Below are 16,780 nucleotides of genomic sequence, written 5' to 3' on the forward strand. Positions count from 1 at the left end.
GTATTATAAAATATTAAAAATTTAGTACTATAAAATGTTTTTTTTATAATATTGTATTATATATTTATTTTGAGGATATATAAATATGTCATTAGAATTATATATTGATGAATCAGGAAATACACATACTAATTGGGCAGATAATAGTCAACCATATTTTATTTATGGCGGATGGTTAATTGAATCTTCAAAAAAGTATGAAATAGAATCTTATTGTAATAATTTAAATATATCAAAATCAAAAGGAGAATTAAAATCTTCTAGTATATTTAAACATAATAAAAATTATTCAATATTTATAAAAATATTTAGTGATATGATTTGTAAATATAATGCTATACCATTTTTTAATATATGTAATAAAAGATATCTAGTCTCATCTTACATCGTAGAAACATTTTTTGACCCATATTACAATTCATCTTTAAATTATGAAATTTTAAGCTCAAATATTTATATGATATCTCAATTTAAACAATCATTAGCTTCATATATATTATTAAATGATAAATATAATATAATTGATGATTTTTCTGAGGTTATACAAAATAAAAATAATATTGATTTAAATAAAATGATAAATATTAAAGATAAATTGATGGAATTATTTTATGATATAAAAATTGTCTATAATTCTTTAACTAATTTTAGTAATCTAAATTTAGAAGATATGTTAGAATCTTTTAATAAAGAAAAACATGTACAATTTTTTAATAGCATACTTTTACCAGTTATGAGTTCTTTATTTATGAATTTAACAGATTACTTACATAAAAAAAATATAAAAGATGAATTATATATTTATTATGATAGTCTTTCAAAATATGAAAATTTTTTTAAATATGTTGAAGAGAATTACTGGAACATTAGTGAAATAAAATCTATAAAAATAGATCCTAATACTACTATATCTTTAGGATTTGAAAATTTGAAATCAATAAAACCAATGGATTCAAAAAATGAAATTTTAATACAATTGTCAGATTTATTGTGTGGTTTTACTTATAGAGTATATAGAAATTTTATAGAAAATAAACATATTGATAATAATATAAAATATTTTTTTGAATTTATTAAAAATAATATTAATAATTTAATAATAATTAATGAAGATACAGAAAATATCAAATTATTTTATAAAATATTTGGAAACGATACATTAAAAAATTATAATGATTATGATGTAATTGTAAACTATTTTAATTATTTTATTAAATAAAATATACTTTAAATTTAAATTAATTTTTTATATATAATAAAAAATTTCTTGATTAATATATAATTAGCTATATAATATTTGCAATAAAAAATCGGTTTTGTATAAAGGTTCAAAAATGAAAACAGAAAATAAGCATATTATAATAAGCGGTGAATTAGCATTAATTTTAGTTGTGGTTATGAATAGTTTTGGAGTTGTATTAATGCTCTACTCAGGTTCTGGAATATCTGCTATATCAAGTGTGCCTTATGCTTTTTCTGAAGTTATAAAAAATATATCGCTTGGAACTTTTACATATATTTTTCAAACCTTACTTGTATTAGTACTTATGATATTAAGAAAAAAATTTGTAGGAGAATATTTATTTAGTTTCGTTGTAGGATTTTGTTTCGGTAAGTTCGTGGATATACATGCTGCTTGGATAAATCATCTACCATTAACAATAACAAGCAGAATAATATATTTCATAATAAGTTATTTTATATTGGCATTCGGAATAGCTTTATCAAACAGATGCGGACTTCCTATAATACCAACAGATTTATTCCCAAGAGAATTATCAGATATAATAAAAATACCTTATGCAAAAGTAAAAATAACATTCGATGTAATTTGCCTCTTAACAACAGCAATACTTACATTTGTTTTCTTAGGTCATATAAAAGGACTTGGAATAGGTACTGTACTTGCCGCTTTCACGATGGGTAAATCTATTTCTTTTATAGGCAAACTTCTAGATAAAAAAATAGAATTTATACCGTATATAAAAAAACTATTGCATAAAGAAAATAATGCATGAATTTAAAATTTTTCATTTTCATCATTAGATATTATTCTAACTTCAGCATTTAAAGTTATGCCTTTCTGATTATAAACTTCTTCCCTTACTTTTCTCATAAGATTTAAAATATCTCTTCCTGTAGCATTATTATAATTGACTATAAAATTTGCATGATAAGGAGAAACCATAGCACCTCCTAACCTAGTTCCTCTCATATTAATTGAATCTATAACCTTACCTGCTATCATATTAGTTTCATAATCATTCAAAAAAGTACTTCCGGCAGAAGGATATTTAAATTGATTTTTATTCTTTCTGTCTTTATAAAACTTTTTCATCTCAGGCTTAATCAATTTTTTTGAGCCCTTATTTAGTTTAAATCTAACATCTACAATTACATATTTCTTATCCTGAAAAATACTTCTTTTATATGCGTACTCACAATCTTCAACATTTATATGCATATATTCAAAATTATCATCTATTATACCAACTTTATCTATAAACTCGGATACAGAATGTTCATAACATCTCGCATTCATATAAGCAGCACCTCCTATAGTACCAGGAAGTCCTGATAAAAACTCTAAACCTGTGAAAGCATTTTTATAAGCATATTTAACAACATCAGAAACTTTGGCTCCTGAATATGCTAAAATATTATGAGATGTATGCTCTATACGAGAAAAAAATCCCATATGAATAATTGGAAATTCTATAACTTTATCCAAAAATAATACATTGCTTCCACCTCCTAAAATCATATACCTTTTATTATTATCATTAAGATATTTAATCAAATCTATAAAACCATTAATAGTCTCAGGCATATAAAATTCCAAAGCCTTAGCACTAACTCTAAAAGTATTAAATTTTTTTAAAGAAACATTCTCTTTACTTAAAACACCATTAAAAGATTTAACCATTTCAATAATTCCTAATAAAATATTTATATAAATAAAACTAATAAAAACTATTAAAGTAATTTTATAAATTATACCAATGAGGTTTTTCTATCAAAGAAGTATTTACAAACATATCTTTAATATCCGCATCTTTATTTATTTTCCAATCATTCAAATCCTGATTAAAATTATAAGCATTCTTAAACATACAAGTCATAGATTTTACATTACTAACGTTCCATTTATTCAATGGATGATTAAAATTTTCCGCTCCAAAAAACATATAAGCCATATCAGTAACATTAGAAACATTCCAATTATTAATATCTATATTAAAATTCTTTATATTATGAAACATAGATCTCATATTAATGACATTAGAAGTATCCCATTTCTCTATGCCAGAAAAATCTATCCTCACATTATAGCTCTCATATTCACTATAGGAGCCTTCAAAACATGCAAAATTAGGCTTATCAAAAAGCATAGACATATCTGTTATCAATGAAGTGTCTATATCTCCTAAATATATATTATTATTTTCTATTAAACTTCTTAATTCAATTTTGTTTGTAGGTTTATATTTACTCATAATTTTTAATTACTTTGATTATTTTCTTCTGAAGAATTATTTTCAGTATTTTCATTACTTTCAGCTATAGGCGCTTCATTATTAGAAACTTCTTTTGCATCATGATTTTCTTGTTCTTCCTGATCTGTTTCTTCTACTTTAGGCATAAACTTTTCATCTCTTTTAAATACATAAATCTCTTTGAACTTCATCTCTTGTTTAAGAAGAATTTCTTTTTCTTTAACAAGTTCAAGCATAGCTAAAAAGAATGTAACAAGCTGCCTTTTAGTAACTCCGTCTTTAAATAAAGTAATAAAAGGAAAGAATGCTGTTTCGGATAATTTTATTCTTATCATATCAATAGCATTATCTATATGGAAATTAGACATTCCAGAAAGAACCGCCAAATCTGTTTCCGGAACAAACTGCACCTTAGTGAATGCATAAACCAAATCATAAAGCGTAATATCCTTCCAAGCTACCTCATTATCATCTGTATTTACAGTTTTGAAGAATTTTACTCTTTCAGTATCCTTTCTTTCAAATATAGTATCTGATGTATCCTGAAGTTTATCAAGCTCTTCAGAAACCATTTTATATCTTTGAAATTCAAGCATCTGCTCAACTATTTCAAATTTAAGCTTATCTGTAAATTTATCATCATCCATATCATGAGGAAGAAGCATTTTAGACTTATAAAGATGAAACTCTGAAGCAACAACTAAAAAGTCTCCTGTGGAATCCAAATTTAAAGCAGCCTGAGCCTTCAAATATTCTACAAACTGATCTATAATTTCAAGTATAGATACTTCATATATACTTTTCTCACTTCTTTTAAGCATATCAAAAAGTATAGATAATGGCCCTTCATAATCTATACTAGATAATGAAACTGTAAACTCCTTATAATCTGGTTTACTGTTTTCTGTTTCTTCTTTGGCTGAAGTGTCTGCATTTATAGCATTATTATTTTCTTGCTGTGTTTCGTTTATATTCTCTTCCATAATGGATTATAATATATTATAAAAATATAAAAATTCAAGTATATAATTTTCAATTAATATTGACAATAAATGAAATTCTAATATTATTTAAACAATGAAACAATATAAAAAATAAAATATTTAATAAGGGGTAATATATGAAAAAAATAAATATAGGTTTTATAGGTGCAGGTAAAATAGCAGAAAAAATGGCACAAACTATTTCAAAAATAAAAGAAGCACAATCTTATGCAGTAAGTGCAAGAGATATAAAAAGAAGCAAGGCATTTGCTAAAAAATACGGATTCAAAAAATTTTACGGCTCTTATGAAGAAATGCTAAAAGATGAAAATGTTGATTTAGTATATATAGCAACTCCGCATTCACATCATTATGAACATATAAAATTATGTTTAGAAAATAATAAAAATGTTATATGTGAAAAGGCTTTTACTGTTAATACAAAACAAGCTAGAGAAGTTTTAATACTTGCTAAAAAGAAAAAACTTTTACTTGCTGAAGCTATTTGGACTAGATATATGCCTAGCAGACAAATAATCAATGATACTATAAAAAGCGGTATAATAGGAAAAGTTACTTCATTAACTGCTAATTTAGGCTATGTTATAAATAAAGTACCTAGATTAATAGAACCAGAACTTGCCGGAGGAGCTTTACTTGATGTTGGAGTTTATACTATAAATTTTGCTTTAATGGTATTTGGTAACAAAATAAAAAAAATAGATTCTAGCTGTGTAAAAACTAGTAAAGGCGTAGATGAACAGAACTCTATTACATTAACTTTTGAAGACAATAAAATGGCTATATTAAATTCTACAATGTCAGCATTAACTAACAGAGAAGGCGTTATAAATGGCGATAAAGGTTATATGGTTGTAAAAAATATAAATAATCCTGAAAGCATAACTGTTTATTCATTAGACAGAAAAATTGTAAAAACAATAAAAGTACCTAAACAAATAAGCGGTTATGAATATCAAATAATTTCATGCATCAATGCTATTAATAACGGCAAATTAGAATGCGAAGAAATGCCTCATGAAGATATTTTGAGAGTAATGAATATAATGGATACTTTGAGAAGAAGCTGGAAAATAAAATATCCTTTTGAAAAATAATTTTATTTAATACATTAATAAAATAAAAGCCGCTAATATTTTTTATATTAACGGCTTTTTTATTTATATATATTTTTTAATTAATATCATAAACATATATACTTTCTTCTATATCTTCATCATCTATTTTCAAAGTATTTTTTGTACCGGAATCTTTAAATCCGTTTTTCTCATAAAATTTTTTAGCATCTTCATTTTTCTCAAAAACACAAAGACATATATTGGTATATCCAGACTCTTTCATGTATTTTACAGCCTGTTCCAACAACAATTTACCTATTCCAGAACCTTGATATATAGGGTGAACATATAATGATATAATCTCTCCATATCCTTCCATATTGCATCTGCTTTTTCCATGAGATATAACAGCTATAGGCTTTCCATCAATATAAGCTAAATGTGCCTCTCTTGTCTTATTATTAATACCCTCCTCAAACTCCTCGCACCAATCATCTAAATATATTCTTTTAAGATATGAATCAGGTATAATATTTTTATAAGCATCTTTCCAGCATATAGCATGAAGTTTGCTTATATCAAAAACATCTTCTAATCCTGCTTTTTTTATAGTTATATCCATTTAATTATACCTCTGCATTTTAATAATAATCATTACTATTAAATAAATTATATATCTATAATAAGTTATTTTCAATTATTTATTTTTATTTTTGATAAAAAATTACAAAGTGCTGAGATTTCTTAAAGCATTGCTTATCAAATCTTCTGTAGTCATATTATCTTTATTTTCTATTGCAGACAAAGCCTTAACAGCTTCATTATTTGAAAAACCTAATGATATCAAAGCTTTTATAACATCGCTTTCATTATCATTACTAATAACAGACGGTGAAATATTGATATCTATCTTTTCTATCTTATCCCTTAACTCAAATAAAAGTTTTTCTGCCTTTTTAACTCCCATACCGGATACTTTTTTTAGTAAATTTATATCCTTATTAAAAAGTATATGCATCAAATCATTTATAGAATAAGTAGAAAGAACTTCCATAGCCAATTTAGGACCTACCCCTGAAGCAGACATCAGAGTAGTGAACATATTTTTTTCTTCTCTAGTTAAAAAACCATAAAGTATCATAGCATCTTCTCTGTGTATAAGTTTGGTATAAAGCCTTATATTATCATCATTTTTTACATCTAATTTTTTTGATACTATAATCTCATAGCCAACACCATTACAAAGAAGAGCAATGACACCTTCTGATATTATTTGAACTTTACCTTCTATAAAAGCAAACATTATAAACTAGGCTCGTATTCTAATTCTTTTATAGTTTCAAGCATTTTATCTGTAGTTACTTTAGATTCATCATATTCTACTTCAGCACAAGCATTTTCTAAACTTACATTAACTTTGCTTATACCGTCTAAAGCACTTAATTCTTCAGTAACTGCTTTAACACAATTTTGACAGCCCATACCTTTTATTTTTATAGTAATATTTTTCATTTTAGTACTCCTTTGTTATAATTATCTAACAATTATATACTACATAAGGGTATTTTTCAATTATTTTTTTCTATTTTTTCAATATTTTTAGATTCTTCTTCTTTATACAAATTAAATACAACAGTCATTTCTGTACCGACATTCTCTTCACTTTTAATATGAATGTCAGCATTATAATAATTACATATATTTTTTACTATTGTAAGTCCAAGACCTGTACCATGAACTTTCAAATATTTATTATTTTTAACTCTGAAAAATCTTTCAAAAACCCTATTCAAATACTGAGGTGCGATACCGCATCCTGTATCTTTTACTGAAAATATAGCTTTATCAGAATTATTCTTTAAATATATCTTTACTTTACCGTCATCATCAGTATATTTTATAGCATTATCAACTAAATTATTAACTACTTCAGTAATTTTCTCTTTATTAGCCATTATAACAGCAGATTCTATATCTAATTCTACATCTATATTTCTCTGCTCGGATTTTATTCTATTGCTTTCAAATACATCAAGAACAATATCTTTTATGTCTATTTCTTCATCAACAGTTTCTTTCCAATTAGCTTCTATTCTGCTCAATGTAAGCATATCAATAACTAAATCTTTCATTCTTAAAGCTTCATTATTTATTCTTTTTATAAAATCTGCCTGATTCTTTCCGCCTCCTGTAGCAATAAGAAGTTCAGAATATCCTATTATAGAAGTGAGAGGAGTTTTTAATTCATGGGAAGCATTTATAAAGAAGTCCTGCTTTTCTATCTCAACCTTTCTTATATCTGTAACATCTTCAAATTTTATTAATGCAGATATATTTTCATTATTTCTTATAGGTATGATGCTTATTTCTATATCCATAGTATGTTCTTTAACATCAAATTTTGAAAATCTGCTGAACTCTATGGCATTATCTATTTTTTCTATTACATCATCATCTTTTATTATTTCATTGAGTTTTCTTATATTGCTGTCAGAAATTTCAAGCAAATCTAAAGCATACTGATTAATAAAAAATATCTCCTTATTTTTATTAACAGCTATAATACCCTGTGCTATATTCTCAAGTACATAATTAAGCTTTTCTCTTTCAGTCTGATAACCTGTGATATTTTCATTCAAACTAACAGCAAGTTCATTTATATCATAAAGAATAGTATTTATATCATTGTATCCCGTTAAATTTTTAGGTGTTGGAGATTTATTATTATATATATTATCCAGGGTTTCTTTTATCATATAGAAAGGAATCATAATATTACGGCTCATCAAAGGAAGAACCAAAGCCATAATTATAATAACTATACCTATAACCATTACGGCTGTAAATAAGAAGCTTATCAAATATTTATTAACTGACTCTATAGGAATTGAAACTCTAAGTATATAATCTCTTTTATCATCAGCTTTAATTTTTTTGGATACATACATATAAGGAGTTTTCTGACTAATAGAGGTATTTATAGAAAAAGCCGGCTTATTTTCCATACTATGCAATGCCTCTATAACATCGCTTCTATTTGTATGATTCCCCATAGGATTTTTAGAGGTATCTGTCATCGTATCAGCTACTACAACCCCATTTGTAGATATTATGCTGATTCTTAATTCTTCTTTATCTGACTGCAGTACAAATTTTCTAAAAGCATCTTCAGTTTGCACATCATATAAATCAATCTCTTTTTCAAGCATTTCCATAATATTTACTATCATAACCTGACTGTACATAATATTATTATATTGCACAGTAAACAGTATACCTATAAACATTAAAGCACTTGATAATATCAAAATGAGTAATGATTTATAAAATATGTTCTTAATCATCTTTAATCAAAATTATTGTACATCTGTTAATTTATATCCCATACCTCTAACGGTTATAATGTTTTCTTTAGTTAAATCAAGCTTTTGTCTTATGGATTTTATATGCATATCAATAGTTCTTGTTTCCATAGTATGATCAACACCCCATACTTCTTCAAGCATAGTTTCTCTGTCAACTACATTATTAGCATTTTCCATTAAGAGTTTAAGCAAATCAAATTCCTTTTGAGTCAAAATAACCTGTCTTTCTCCTACAAATACATTTCTCTTTTTAACAACAAGTTTTATATCCCCAAAAGTAAGCTCTTCAGCATCTAATCTAACATCTTTCTTTCTTAAATTTGCTTTTATCCTGGCAAGAAGTTCCAATACAGAAAAAGGTTTAGGCATATAATCATCCGCACCTAAATTAAGCCCTGTAACAATATTTATCTCGCTAGTTTTAGCTGTAAGCATTATTACCTTAATAGGAAGATGGGCATAATCTGTTCTAATAATTTTTAATATTTCTGTACCTTCTATATCAGGAAGCATTATATCGAGCAATACTAAATTAGGAGTTTGTTTTTTTAACGCTTCAAGCATATCATTACCATTTGAGAAACATTCTATAGTATATCCGGCCTCTTCAACGGTATATTTAATAAGATCTCTGATATTATCATCATCTTCTACTGAGTAAATAAGTTCTTTATTCATAAAATACTACCAAAATTAAAATTATTTTATTGTCAAATTAAATACTTTTTATATCATAAATATAATAAAAAAATACATTTTGTCAAAATATTTTATTCAGACTAAAATAACTAATTTATTATTAAATATAATAACTTCTATATTTTACATTATGTAAAAAAATAAACATTTAAATATTGACTTATAATATTTTTATATTAAAATCATTTATATATGAAACAAGAAATAACACCTATATTAGAAAATTATTTAGAAACTATCTACAATCTAGAAGTAGAGAAAAATTTTAAAGAAGCTATTAGAATAACAGATATAGCAGATTTAGTAGGACGTTCTAAAGCCAGCGTTAATACGGCAATAAAAACATTGTCAAAATTAGGGCATATCAAACATGAACATTACGGCGATATAGAACTTACTGACAGCGGAAGAGCTATAGGAAAAGATATTGCTGAAAGACATGCTATATTCTATTATTTCCTCACAAAAGTATTAAATGTGGATGAAAAAATAGCTGATGAAGAAGCTTGTTTAATAGAACATGCTATGAGCAAAGATACCGTACATAAATTTAAAGAGTTTCTTTGCGGATACTGCAAAAAAGAAAATATATTTAATAAAGAAAATTAAAATATTAAAAATTACAAACTAGTGCAGTATACAATTAATAAACTATATTATAAAATAATACAGGATAAATTTATAATATGAAATAAAAATAATAAAGACTAAATAGATATGTTTATCTATTTAGTCTTTATTTATTAACATCTCATTTATTATAAAATCTCGTCTCTTATCATATCCTCGAAAGTCTGTCTTTTTCTTATAATATAATGTTTTTTATCATCAATCATAACCTGAGGTATAAATAGTCTTGAATTATAATTGCTTGACATACTAAATCCATAAGCACCAGCATCAAGTAAAGCCACATAATCGCCCTGCTCTAATACACTGCTTTCCCTGTCATATGCAAAAAAATCTGAGCTTTCACATATAGGTCCTACAAAATCATAATTTGAAACATTATCTTTTTTAACTAAAGGATATATTTCATTATAAGCATCATACATAGCAACTCTGACATAATCATTCATACCGCCGTTTAGTATAACATATTTTCTTCCAAGTTCTTCTTTAATATACTCTACCCTCATTATCAAAGCACCGGATTCTGCCACAAAATATCTTCCTGGTTCTGTAGTAACTCTCAAATTCATTTCTTTTAATAAGTTAATGCTTTCAGCTTTAAATTTATTAAAGTCAAATCCTGAATGGTTTCTATTATATCTTACTCCGTAACCTCCGCCTATATCAATATCTGTAATATTAAATCCCATACTATTAATTTCACCAATCAAATCTCTCATAACTAAAATAGCTTTATAAAAAGGTTCTGCATCTGTCATTTGAGAGCCTATATGCATTGATAAAGATTCTATTTCTATATTACTTAATGATTTAAGCAATTCAGAATTCTCTCTGATAGTTTTTATGCTTATACCGAATTTGTTTCCATTAACTCCTGTAGTAATCTTTTCATGAGTATGGGCATCAACATTCGGATTAACTCTTATTGAACATTTAACTTTCTTTTTGAGTTCTTTAGCTATATTATTAATTCTTATAGCCTCAGGAATAGATTCTATATTAAAACGTTTTATATTAAGTTCTATTGATTTTCTTATTTCTTCCTCTGTTTTTGCAACTCCAGAAAATACTACATTCTCAGCCTTTCCGCCTGCCTTTATATATTTTAAAGTCTCTCCTATAGATACAACATCAGCACCTATACCCTCTTCAGCCATCATCTTTAATATAGATAAATTATTTTCTGCTTTAATTGCATAAACTATTAATACATCATTCAAAGGTGAAAATACTTCTTTCAAAAATCTTATCTTATTAAGTATATCATTCTTTGAATAAATATAAAAAGGCGTGCCGTAAATTTCAGCAATCTCTCTAATATCAACGTTTTCACACATCAATATATTATTTTCATAAGCAATCATTATTCATTTTCTCCTAATTGTTTATTTATTTTTTAATTTAAAATTTCTGTTATATTCACAGATATAATTCCCTCATCTGCTAAAAGAGGTAAATTATCTTCTAAAATTTTTAATGTTTCTTCGCTTTGGTAATGCCCTATACCAACTGCTATGCCATACTCTTTAGATAATTTTATTAACTCCCTCCACTGCTTCATTATAGAAGAGTAATCCCTTTCATTATCTAAGAACACAGATCTCCTAGCAGTTTTTACTCCATATTCAATAGCCATATCATATATTAAACTATCAGACACAGTATAAGAATCTACAAAATATTTATCGTTATTTTTAGCATAATCAAGCATATATGAAACCACACTTTCATCAGAGCTTGCAACAGAGCCGGTATGATTATTCATTCCATTTGCATAAGGTACCTTTGAAAATGAATAATCCAATAATCTGAATACTTCATCTTCATTCATTCCTTTTCTTATTAAAGTCTGCTCTCCGAAATAATCACTGCCTTCCATGGGTATATGCAAAATAATATTAACATTATTGCTATATGCGGCATAAGAAAAATCTGTGCTATGATAGGAATCAGGAAGAACTGCAAAAGTTATATTGTATTCATTAGCTAAATAAAAATATCTGTCAGAATTATCTAAAGTATTTCCGCTGTCATCTATTATAATACTTATACAATTACTATGTTCATTTATTTTATTTAAAATAGGCTTTGCGGTATCCGGTGAGTTTACATCAGCCAAATGAAATATATCACTTGAGGGCTTCTCTGTTATATTTTTTTGAAGAATTGTATTATTATTTGAAATGTTAGAAATATAATCTGCATATTCAAAACTAATATTATAATTTTCTTTAACCTTTATAAAAGTAAAGGCAAATATACAAAGTATAATAATTGAAAGTACAAATATAAATATATTTTTCATAAAATTATTAATGTAAAAAATAATTCATTAATGATATCTTAAATAGTAATAAAAGTCAATTATTTATGCACCATATATTCTGCACTCACAACAGCATGTTCTTTGCATTTGGGACATTTTGGAGATAATTTTTTTAAAATTTTCTGTATAAAAGATTCTTTTTTAGAATCAATTTTTACTATTATATTTCCATTTTCATCTTTTTCTGCTTCTTTAGAATCTAAAGAAATAAAAGAAAGTTCTGAAGGAACATTTAATTTCTTATCAGTAGTAAAAAAATATCCGCAATTTCTGCATCTGTAATGAAAAGGAGGTTTATCTTCAAACATACTATAATCCTTTTTATATTAACAAAATTATATATCTAATACCAATAATTTATCCTGCTCTGTATCAAAATGATCTGCCATATAAATAGCATAACTATCTTTTTTTATAACACTTCCTTGTTTTACTCTATTATGCCCCACAACTTGATTATATCCTATCCATGCATCTTCCGATAAATCCATGGCATCAGCCCATAATATACCGGCAAACTTACTTCTTCCTCCCCTCCTAAATGAAGCTATATTGCAGTCATCTTTATCATTATTATAAACTATATTTACAATATCATAAATATTATCAATATTAATATCTTTTAAATCGTATTTCTGCTTTATATATTCAATCCAACCATTTGTAATTCCGGCATGAGTAAATATATAATTATTTTCCATATGTATTGTTTTAAAAATATCAGAATTATCATTAAATATTTCATGCATTTCTTTAGCATAAGTTTTTCTGTATCTGCTTGCTGTAGGATACCCCACTATATACTGAAAATCATGATTGCCTATAAGAAGAATAACTTTATCATCATGATTCTTTTTAAACTCTATTACATCTTTTAAATTATTAATTATCTGCTCATCAGTAAAAGTAACCCAGCTGTCATCACTATAATCTCCCATAAAAATCACTCTATCAAACTTATCAAACCTTCCTTCAATAAGTTTTTTCCAGCAGCTTTTTCCATGTAAATCACCTATAACAGCAGTTTTCATTAAAGTCTCCTTACCATTATATTTATATGCTGATAATCAATAACAGAATCTTCAGAATCCTTTTCAAGAACTTTATTAATATAAATAGTTTCAAATTTATTCTGTAAATATTCTTTAAACTCTCTTATTGTTTCCCAATATTCTTCATTATTATGAGAAGTATTAATTTTATTTTTATGTTCAAAGTTATCTTTTATTTTATATGCTATATTATCAATAATCTTCTCTTCTATCTCATAAATTTTACCTATATTCTGAACTATATTTATTGTTCTATAAAGATCCAAACTAAAATTAGATGTATTTGAAATCATATATATATTTATAGAATAATCCGAAGATTTTCTCTTGTCTTCTAATATAAAATCCAAAGTTTTAATGGATTCGTCTATAAAATTCCTATTAGTTTCTATATCATACTGAACATTTAAAGGCTCTATACCTATAATTTTCTTTATAAATAGTGAATCAAATTGATTATAAAAATATTTTTTCACATTATTAAAGAATAAATGTATATAAAAATATTTCATTTCTCTGTCTTTTACAATATCTATCAACTTGTATAAGAAATTGCTTAAATCATTTTCATTTATATTTACTTCATAATGAGAGGATAACTTTCTTATAACATCTGATATATTATTATTAATAACATCAACAATTTCTGTTTTATCATCATTTTTTACATATATAATATTATTATCCAAATTTAAAGAAGGTAAATGAAGAGAATCTCTTTTTTCTTTCAATATTTTTATTTTATTTTCTATATCTTCTTTTATAATATCTTTTTTATCATTAGGGGTTAAAAATAATATTTCTTCTTCTATATATTTATTACCTTCTGATTCCTGCTCTTTTTCCAGCTCTTCTATTTTTTCTAAAGTATAAAATTCCTTTTTCTCCAATACCTCTTCTATTCTTTTTAAGTTATTTTCTCTATCAGCACCATAAACATATAATGTAAATTTATATCCGTATTTTATATCAAGCCCCATCATCTTTATAAAAGATTTGGCATTAACCCTCTTTCCATTCTTGTTCTCTATCTCTATTTTATCCTCAATAGTCCTAAAAAAATCAACAATGGAATTAACTGTTTTATTATCGCTTACAATAGAATTTCTACATTCAAACTCTTTGGATATAAAATCATTATTTTCCATACAATATCCTATATATTTTTTTCTTCTATAACTATAATTATATACAAATATACAGACAAATCAATTAGTTATGTATAAAAACATATTAAAAACTATATAGCATTACTATATATATACCTATATAGGATATATAAAATATCTATATAAAGATAAAATAATTTAATTAATTATAGACAACATAAATAAAATACCTTTAAAAAGTGCTATTTTTTAATATTTTTAAAATTAAAAATTTAATTAAAAATGCTTTATTTATTTTAAAAACATATATAAGTATTTATATCGTACAAATCAAACATAAAAACCCTTGAAATTCTAAATAATATTGTTTATAATAATAAAAAATAAAAAATAACAGAGTAAAAACAGAAAAATATGATTGATTTTAATTTAAAAGATATTAGAGAAAAAATTTTGAAACTAACACAAAGCCAATTTGCTAAAATGTTAGGCGTGCGTCAAGATTATATTTCTAGATTGGAACGAAATGCTAATAATATAACTCTTGACTTATTGGATAAGCTTGCAGAAAATACTGGACTTACTATTGATGAACTTACAAAGTATAAAAAGAATTCTTTTGAAAGTGAAAATCCATATCTTTATGAGAATCTTATTAATGTACAAGTCATCATAGATAAAATTAATGAAGAAATAAGTACAGTAGATAAAAAGAATAATGAAAAAATATCAGAAATAACGGCTGATGTTTACAATAAAATTAGCGATACTTTTGATATTGTGGTTTATGGAAGATATAGTTCTGGAAAAACTTCATTTATAAATGCAATATTCGATAAAAATATAGATACAAATCCTTATTCTGAAGAAACCAGCAATGATGAATATTATTTGAATGATGATTCCAAACTATTTAGAATAATTGAATATAAAGAAAATCTTCTTGATACTAGAAAGTACAATAATCAAAATATGTTTATATATTTATGTGATATAAATGCTTTTTCTCAGGAAGATATTACTAATATAAATGCTTTAGCAAATTTTATAGATGATTTCAGCAATATATCTATAATATTCTCAAAAGCTAATATTTTTGATGAAAACGAATTAGACAGTGTTATTGATAAAAAATTCGAAATATTAAAAAACTTTATAGAATCTTCAAACAATATTAAAAAGATAGATTATAGCCTATTGAGAAAGAGATTCTTCCCATTTTCGATAAATAATAATAATCTAGTTAAGCAGATAAAAGATGATTTTGCTGAAAATATAAAATATGCTTACTATAATAGAATATTAACAAATATTAATTTTATTACAGAAATAATAGATAATAAAAATAACTTCCAAGAAAATGATAAATTAGAAGTTAATTTAAATAAAATAAAAATATCAGTTAAAGAAACATTTAATGAAATTTATAAAAATACTCTTAATATAGACAGCATAATTCAATCAATTGATAATAATAATGTATACAGAAAAAAAGATGATATAAAGGTATTATGCAACAGTATAAATTCTAATTTAGATACACAATTATATAATATACTTGCTATTACAAAAGAAGATTTTGATATTAAAGAACCAAATAAAATAAAAACAAATTTGATAAATCTTTCTATAGGTATTATACCTTCATTCAATTTATTAAAAAACAGCACAATGAAAATAATAAATATAGTAGGAGTATCTTTATCATTCCTTCCTAGTGTTGTATTTATATTATCAGGGTTTATGTCTTTTTCTGGAAATTGGAAAAAAACACTTTCTAAAAAAGTTATTAAAGCTTATGAAGAAGAAAATGTGGTATCTAAATATAATAAAACAATAGATGAATATTTCAATAATTACTTGGCTAATTTAAAAGAAACAGATACTAAAACTAAAGAACTTCTTCAATATCAAGAAGATGCAAAAATATACAAAAATATAAAATCTATATTACTTAATTTTTCATCTTATATAGAAACAGAAAAAAATAAAAAATAAAATAATTTTAATACAAAAAAAGAGCAGGTTTATTTTTAC

At 24.8% G+C, this 16,780-nt stretch carries 18 protein-coding genes; 5 read left to right on the forward strand and 13 right to left on the reverse strand.

The features are described from left to right. Positions 1–85: 85 nt before the first annotated feature. Both BHYOB78_RS09005 and BHYOB78_RS09010 read left to right on the forward strand, forming a co-directional pair. Positions 86–1,219 (forward strand): DUF3800 domain-containing protein, encoded by a 1,134-nt coding sequence (locus tag BHYOB78_RS09005; RefSeq protein ID WP_020063903.1) that lies wholly within the window; start codon positions 86–88, stop codon positions 1,217–1,219. A gap of 115 nt (positions 1,220–1,334) precedes the next feature. Beyond that, positions 1,335–2,018 (forward strand): DUF6198 family protein, encoded by a 684-nt coding sequence (locus BHYOB78_RS09010; RefSeq protein ID WP_020063904.1) that lies wholly within the window; start codon positions 1,335–1,337, stop codon positions 2,016–2,018. A 2-nt stretch (positions 2,019–2,020) separates the two neighbouring features. Here BHYOB78_RS09010 and murB read toward each other — a convergent pair whose 3' ends face one another. From murB to BHYOB78_RS09025, 3 genes are all read right to left on the reverse strand, one after another. Next, positions 2,021–2,926 (reverse strand): UDP-N-acetylmuramate dehydrogenase, encoded by a 906-nt coding sequence (gene murB / locus BHYOB78_RS09015; protein WP_012670463.1) that lies wholly within the window; start codon positions 2,924–2,926, stop codon positions 2,021–2,023. 61 nt (positions 2,927–2,987) lie between these two features. Beyond that, complete coding sequence (locus BHYOB78_RS09020; RefSeq protein ID WP_012670464.1) at positions 2,988–3,497, reverse strand: BspA family leucine-rich repeat surface protein; 510 nt, start codon at positions 3,495–3,497, stop codon at positions 2,988–2,990. A gap of 5 nt (positions 3,498–3,502) precedes the next feature. Next, positions 3,503–4,480 carry a segregation and condensation protein A gene (locus BHYOB78_RS09025; RefSeq protein ID WP_012670465.1) on the reverse strand — a complete coding sequence of 326 codons (978 nt, stop codon included), beginning with the start codon at positions 4,478–4,480 and terminating at the stop codon, positions 3,503–3,505. Positions 4,481–4,617: 137 nt separating this feature from the next. Here BHYOB78_RS09025 and BHYOB78_RS09030 point away from each other — a divergent pair, with 137 nt between their 5' ends. Continuing rightward, positions 4,618–5,598, forward strand: a complete 981-nt coding sequence (locus tag BHYOB78_RS09030) for a Gfo/Idh/MocA family protein (RefSeq protein WP_020063905.1) — start codon at positions 4,618–4,620, stop codon at positions 5,596–5,598. A gap of 76 nt (positions 5,599–5,674) precedes the next feature. Here the strand turns inward: BHYOB78_RS09030 and BHYOB78_RS09035 are convergent, their stop codons facing one another. From BHYOB78_RS09035 to BHYOB78_RS09055, 5 genes are all read right to left on the reverse strand, one after another. Then, positions 5,675–6,181 (reverse strand): GNAT family N-acetyltransferase, encoded by a 507-nt coding sequence (locus BHYOB78_RS09035; RefSeq protein WP_012670467.1) that lies wholly within the window; start codon positions 6,179–6,181, stop codon positions 5,675–5,677. Positions 6,182–6,283: 102 nt separating this feature from the next. Then, positions 6,284–6,862, reverse strand: coding sequence for a Holliday junction branch migration protein RuvA (ruvA, locus tag BHYOB78_RS09040; RefSeq protein ID WP_012670468.1), 579 nt, complete (start codon positions 6,860–6,862; stop codon positions 6,284–6,286). Further along, complete coding sequence (locus tag BHYOB78_RS09045; protein WP_012670469.1) at positions 6,862–7,071, reverse strand: cation transporter; 210 nt, start codon at positions 7,069–7,071, stop codon at positions 6,862–6,864. Before BHYOB78_RS09045 ends, ruvA begins: the two co-directional genes overlap by 1 nt. Before the next feature lie 56 nt (positions 7,072–7,127). Beyond that, on the reverse strand, positions 7,128–8,903 hold the full coding sequence (locus tag BHYOB78_RS09050) for a sensor histidine kinase (protein ID WP_020063906.1): 1,776 nt from the start codon (positions 8,901–8,903) through the stop codon (positions 7,128–7,130). Between the two features lie 12 nt (positions 8,904–8,915). Continuing rightward, the gene (locus BHYOB78_RS09055) at positions 8,916–9,602 is read right to left on the reverse strand and encodes a response regulator transcription factor (RefSeq protein ID WP_012670471.1); all 687 of its coding nucleotides are present in this window, start codon (positions 9,600–9,602) and stop codon (positions 8,916–8,918) included. 213 nt (positions 9,603–9,815) lie between these two features. On the opposite strand from BHYOB78_RS09055, the gene BHYOB78_RS09060 reads away from it, so the two are divergent. Then, positions 9,816–10,232: a metal-dependent transcriptional regulator gene (locus BHYOB78_RS09060; RefSeq protein WP_012670472.1), complete on the forward strand. Its 417-nt coding sequence runs from the start codon at positions 9,816–9,818 to the stop codon at positions 10,230–10,232. Between the two features lie 149 nt (positions 10,233–10,381). Here BHYOB78_RS09060 and lysA read toward each other — a convergent pair whose 3' ends face one another. The 5 genes from lysA to BHYOB78_RS09085 are packed head-to-tail and all read right to left on the reverse strand — an operon-like array spanning position 10,382 to position 14,782. Next, positions 10,382–11,620, reverse strand: a complete 1,239-nt coding sequence (lysA, locus tag BHYOB78_RS09065; RefSeq protein ID WP_020063907.1) for a diaminopimelate decarboxylase — start codon at positions 11,618–11,620, stop codon at positions 10,382–10,384. Between the two features lie 32 nt (positions 11,621–11,652). Beyond that, positions 11,653–12,561, reverse strand: a complete 909-nt coding sequence (locus BHYOB78_RS09070) for a divergent polysaccharide deacetylase family protein (protein WP_020063908.1) — start codon at positions 12,559–12,561, stop codon at positions 11,653–11,655. A gap of 59 nt (positions 12,562–12,620) precedes the next feature. After that, a complete protein-coding gene (locus BHYOB78_RS09075; RefSeq protein ID WP_012670475.1) occupies positions 12,621–12,890 on the reverse strand; it encodes a hypothetical protein in 270 nt (89 codons plus the stop codon). Positions 12,891–12,917: 27 nt separating this feature from the next. Further along, positions 12,918–13,613 (reverse strand): metallophosphoesterase, encoded by a 696-nt coding sequence (locus BHYOB78_RS09080; protein WP_020063909.1) that lies wholly within the window; start codon positions 13,611–13,613, stop codon positions 12,918–12,920. Next, positions 13,613–14,782, reverse strand: coding sequence for an HPr family phosphocarrier protein (locus BHYOB78_RS09085; protein ID WP_012670477.1), 1,170 nt, complete (start codon positions 14,780–14,782; stop codon positions 13,613–13,615). Before BHYOB78_RS09085 ends, BHYOB78_RS09080 begins: the two co-directional genes overlap by 1 nt. A gap of 375 nt (positions 14,783–15,157) precedes the next feature. On the opposite strand from BHYOB78_RS09085, the gene BHYOB78_RS09090 reads away from it, so the two are divergent. Further along, positions 15,158–16,741: a helix-turn-helix domain-containing protein gene (locus BHYOB78_RS09090; RefSeq protein ID WP_020063910.1), complete on the forward strand. Its 1,584-nt coding sequence runs from the start codon at positions 15,158–15,160 to the stop codon at positions 16,739–16,741. Positions 16,742–16,780: the final 39 nt, after the last annotated feature.

This window comes from Brachyspira hyodysenteriae ATCC 27164 (assembly GCF_001676785.2).
GTDB classification, from domain to species: domain Bacteria; phylum Spirochaetota; class Brachyspiria; order Brachyspirales; family Brachyspiraceae; genus Brachyspira; species Brachyspira hyodysenteriae.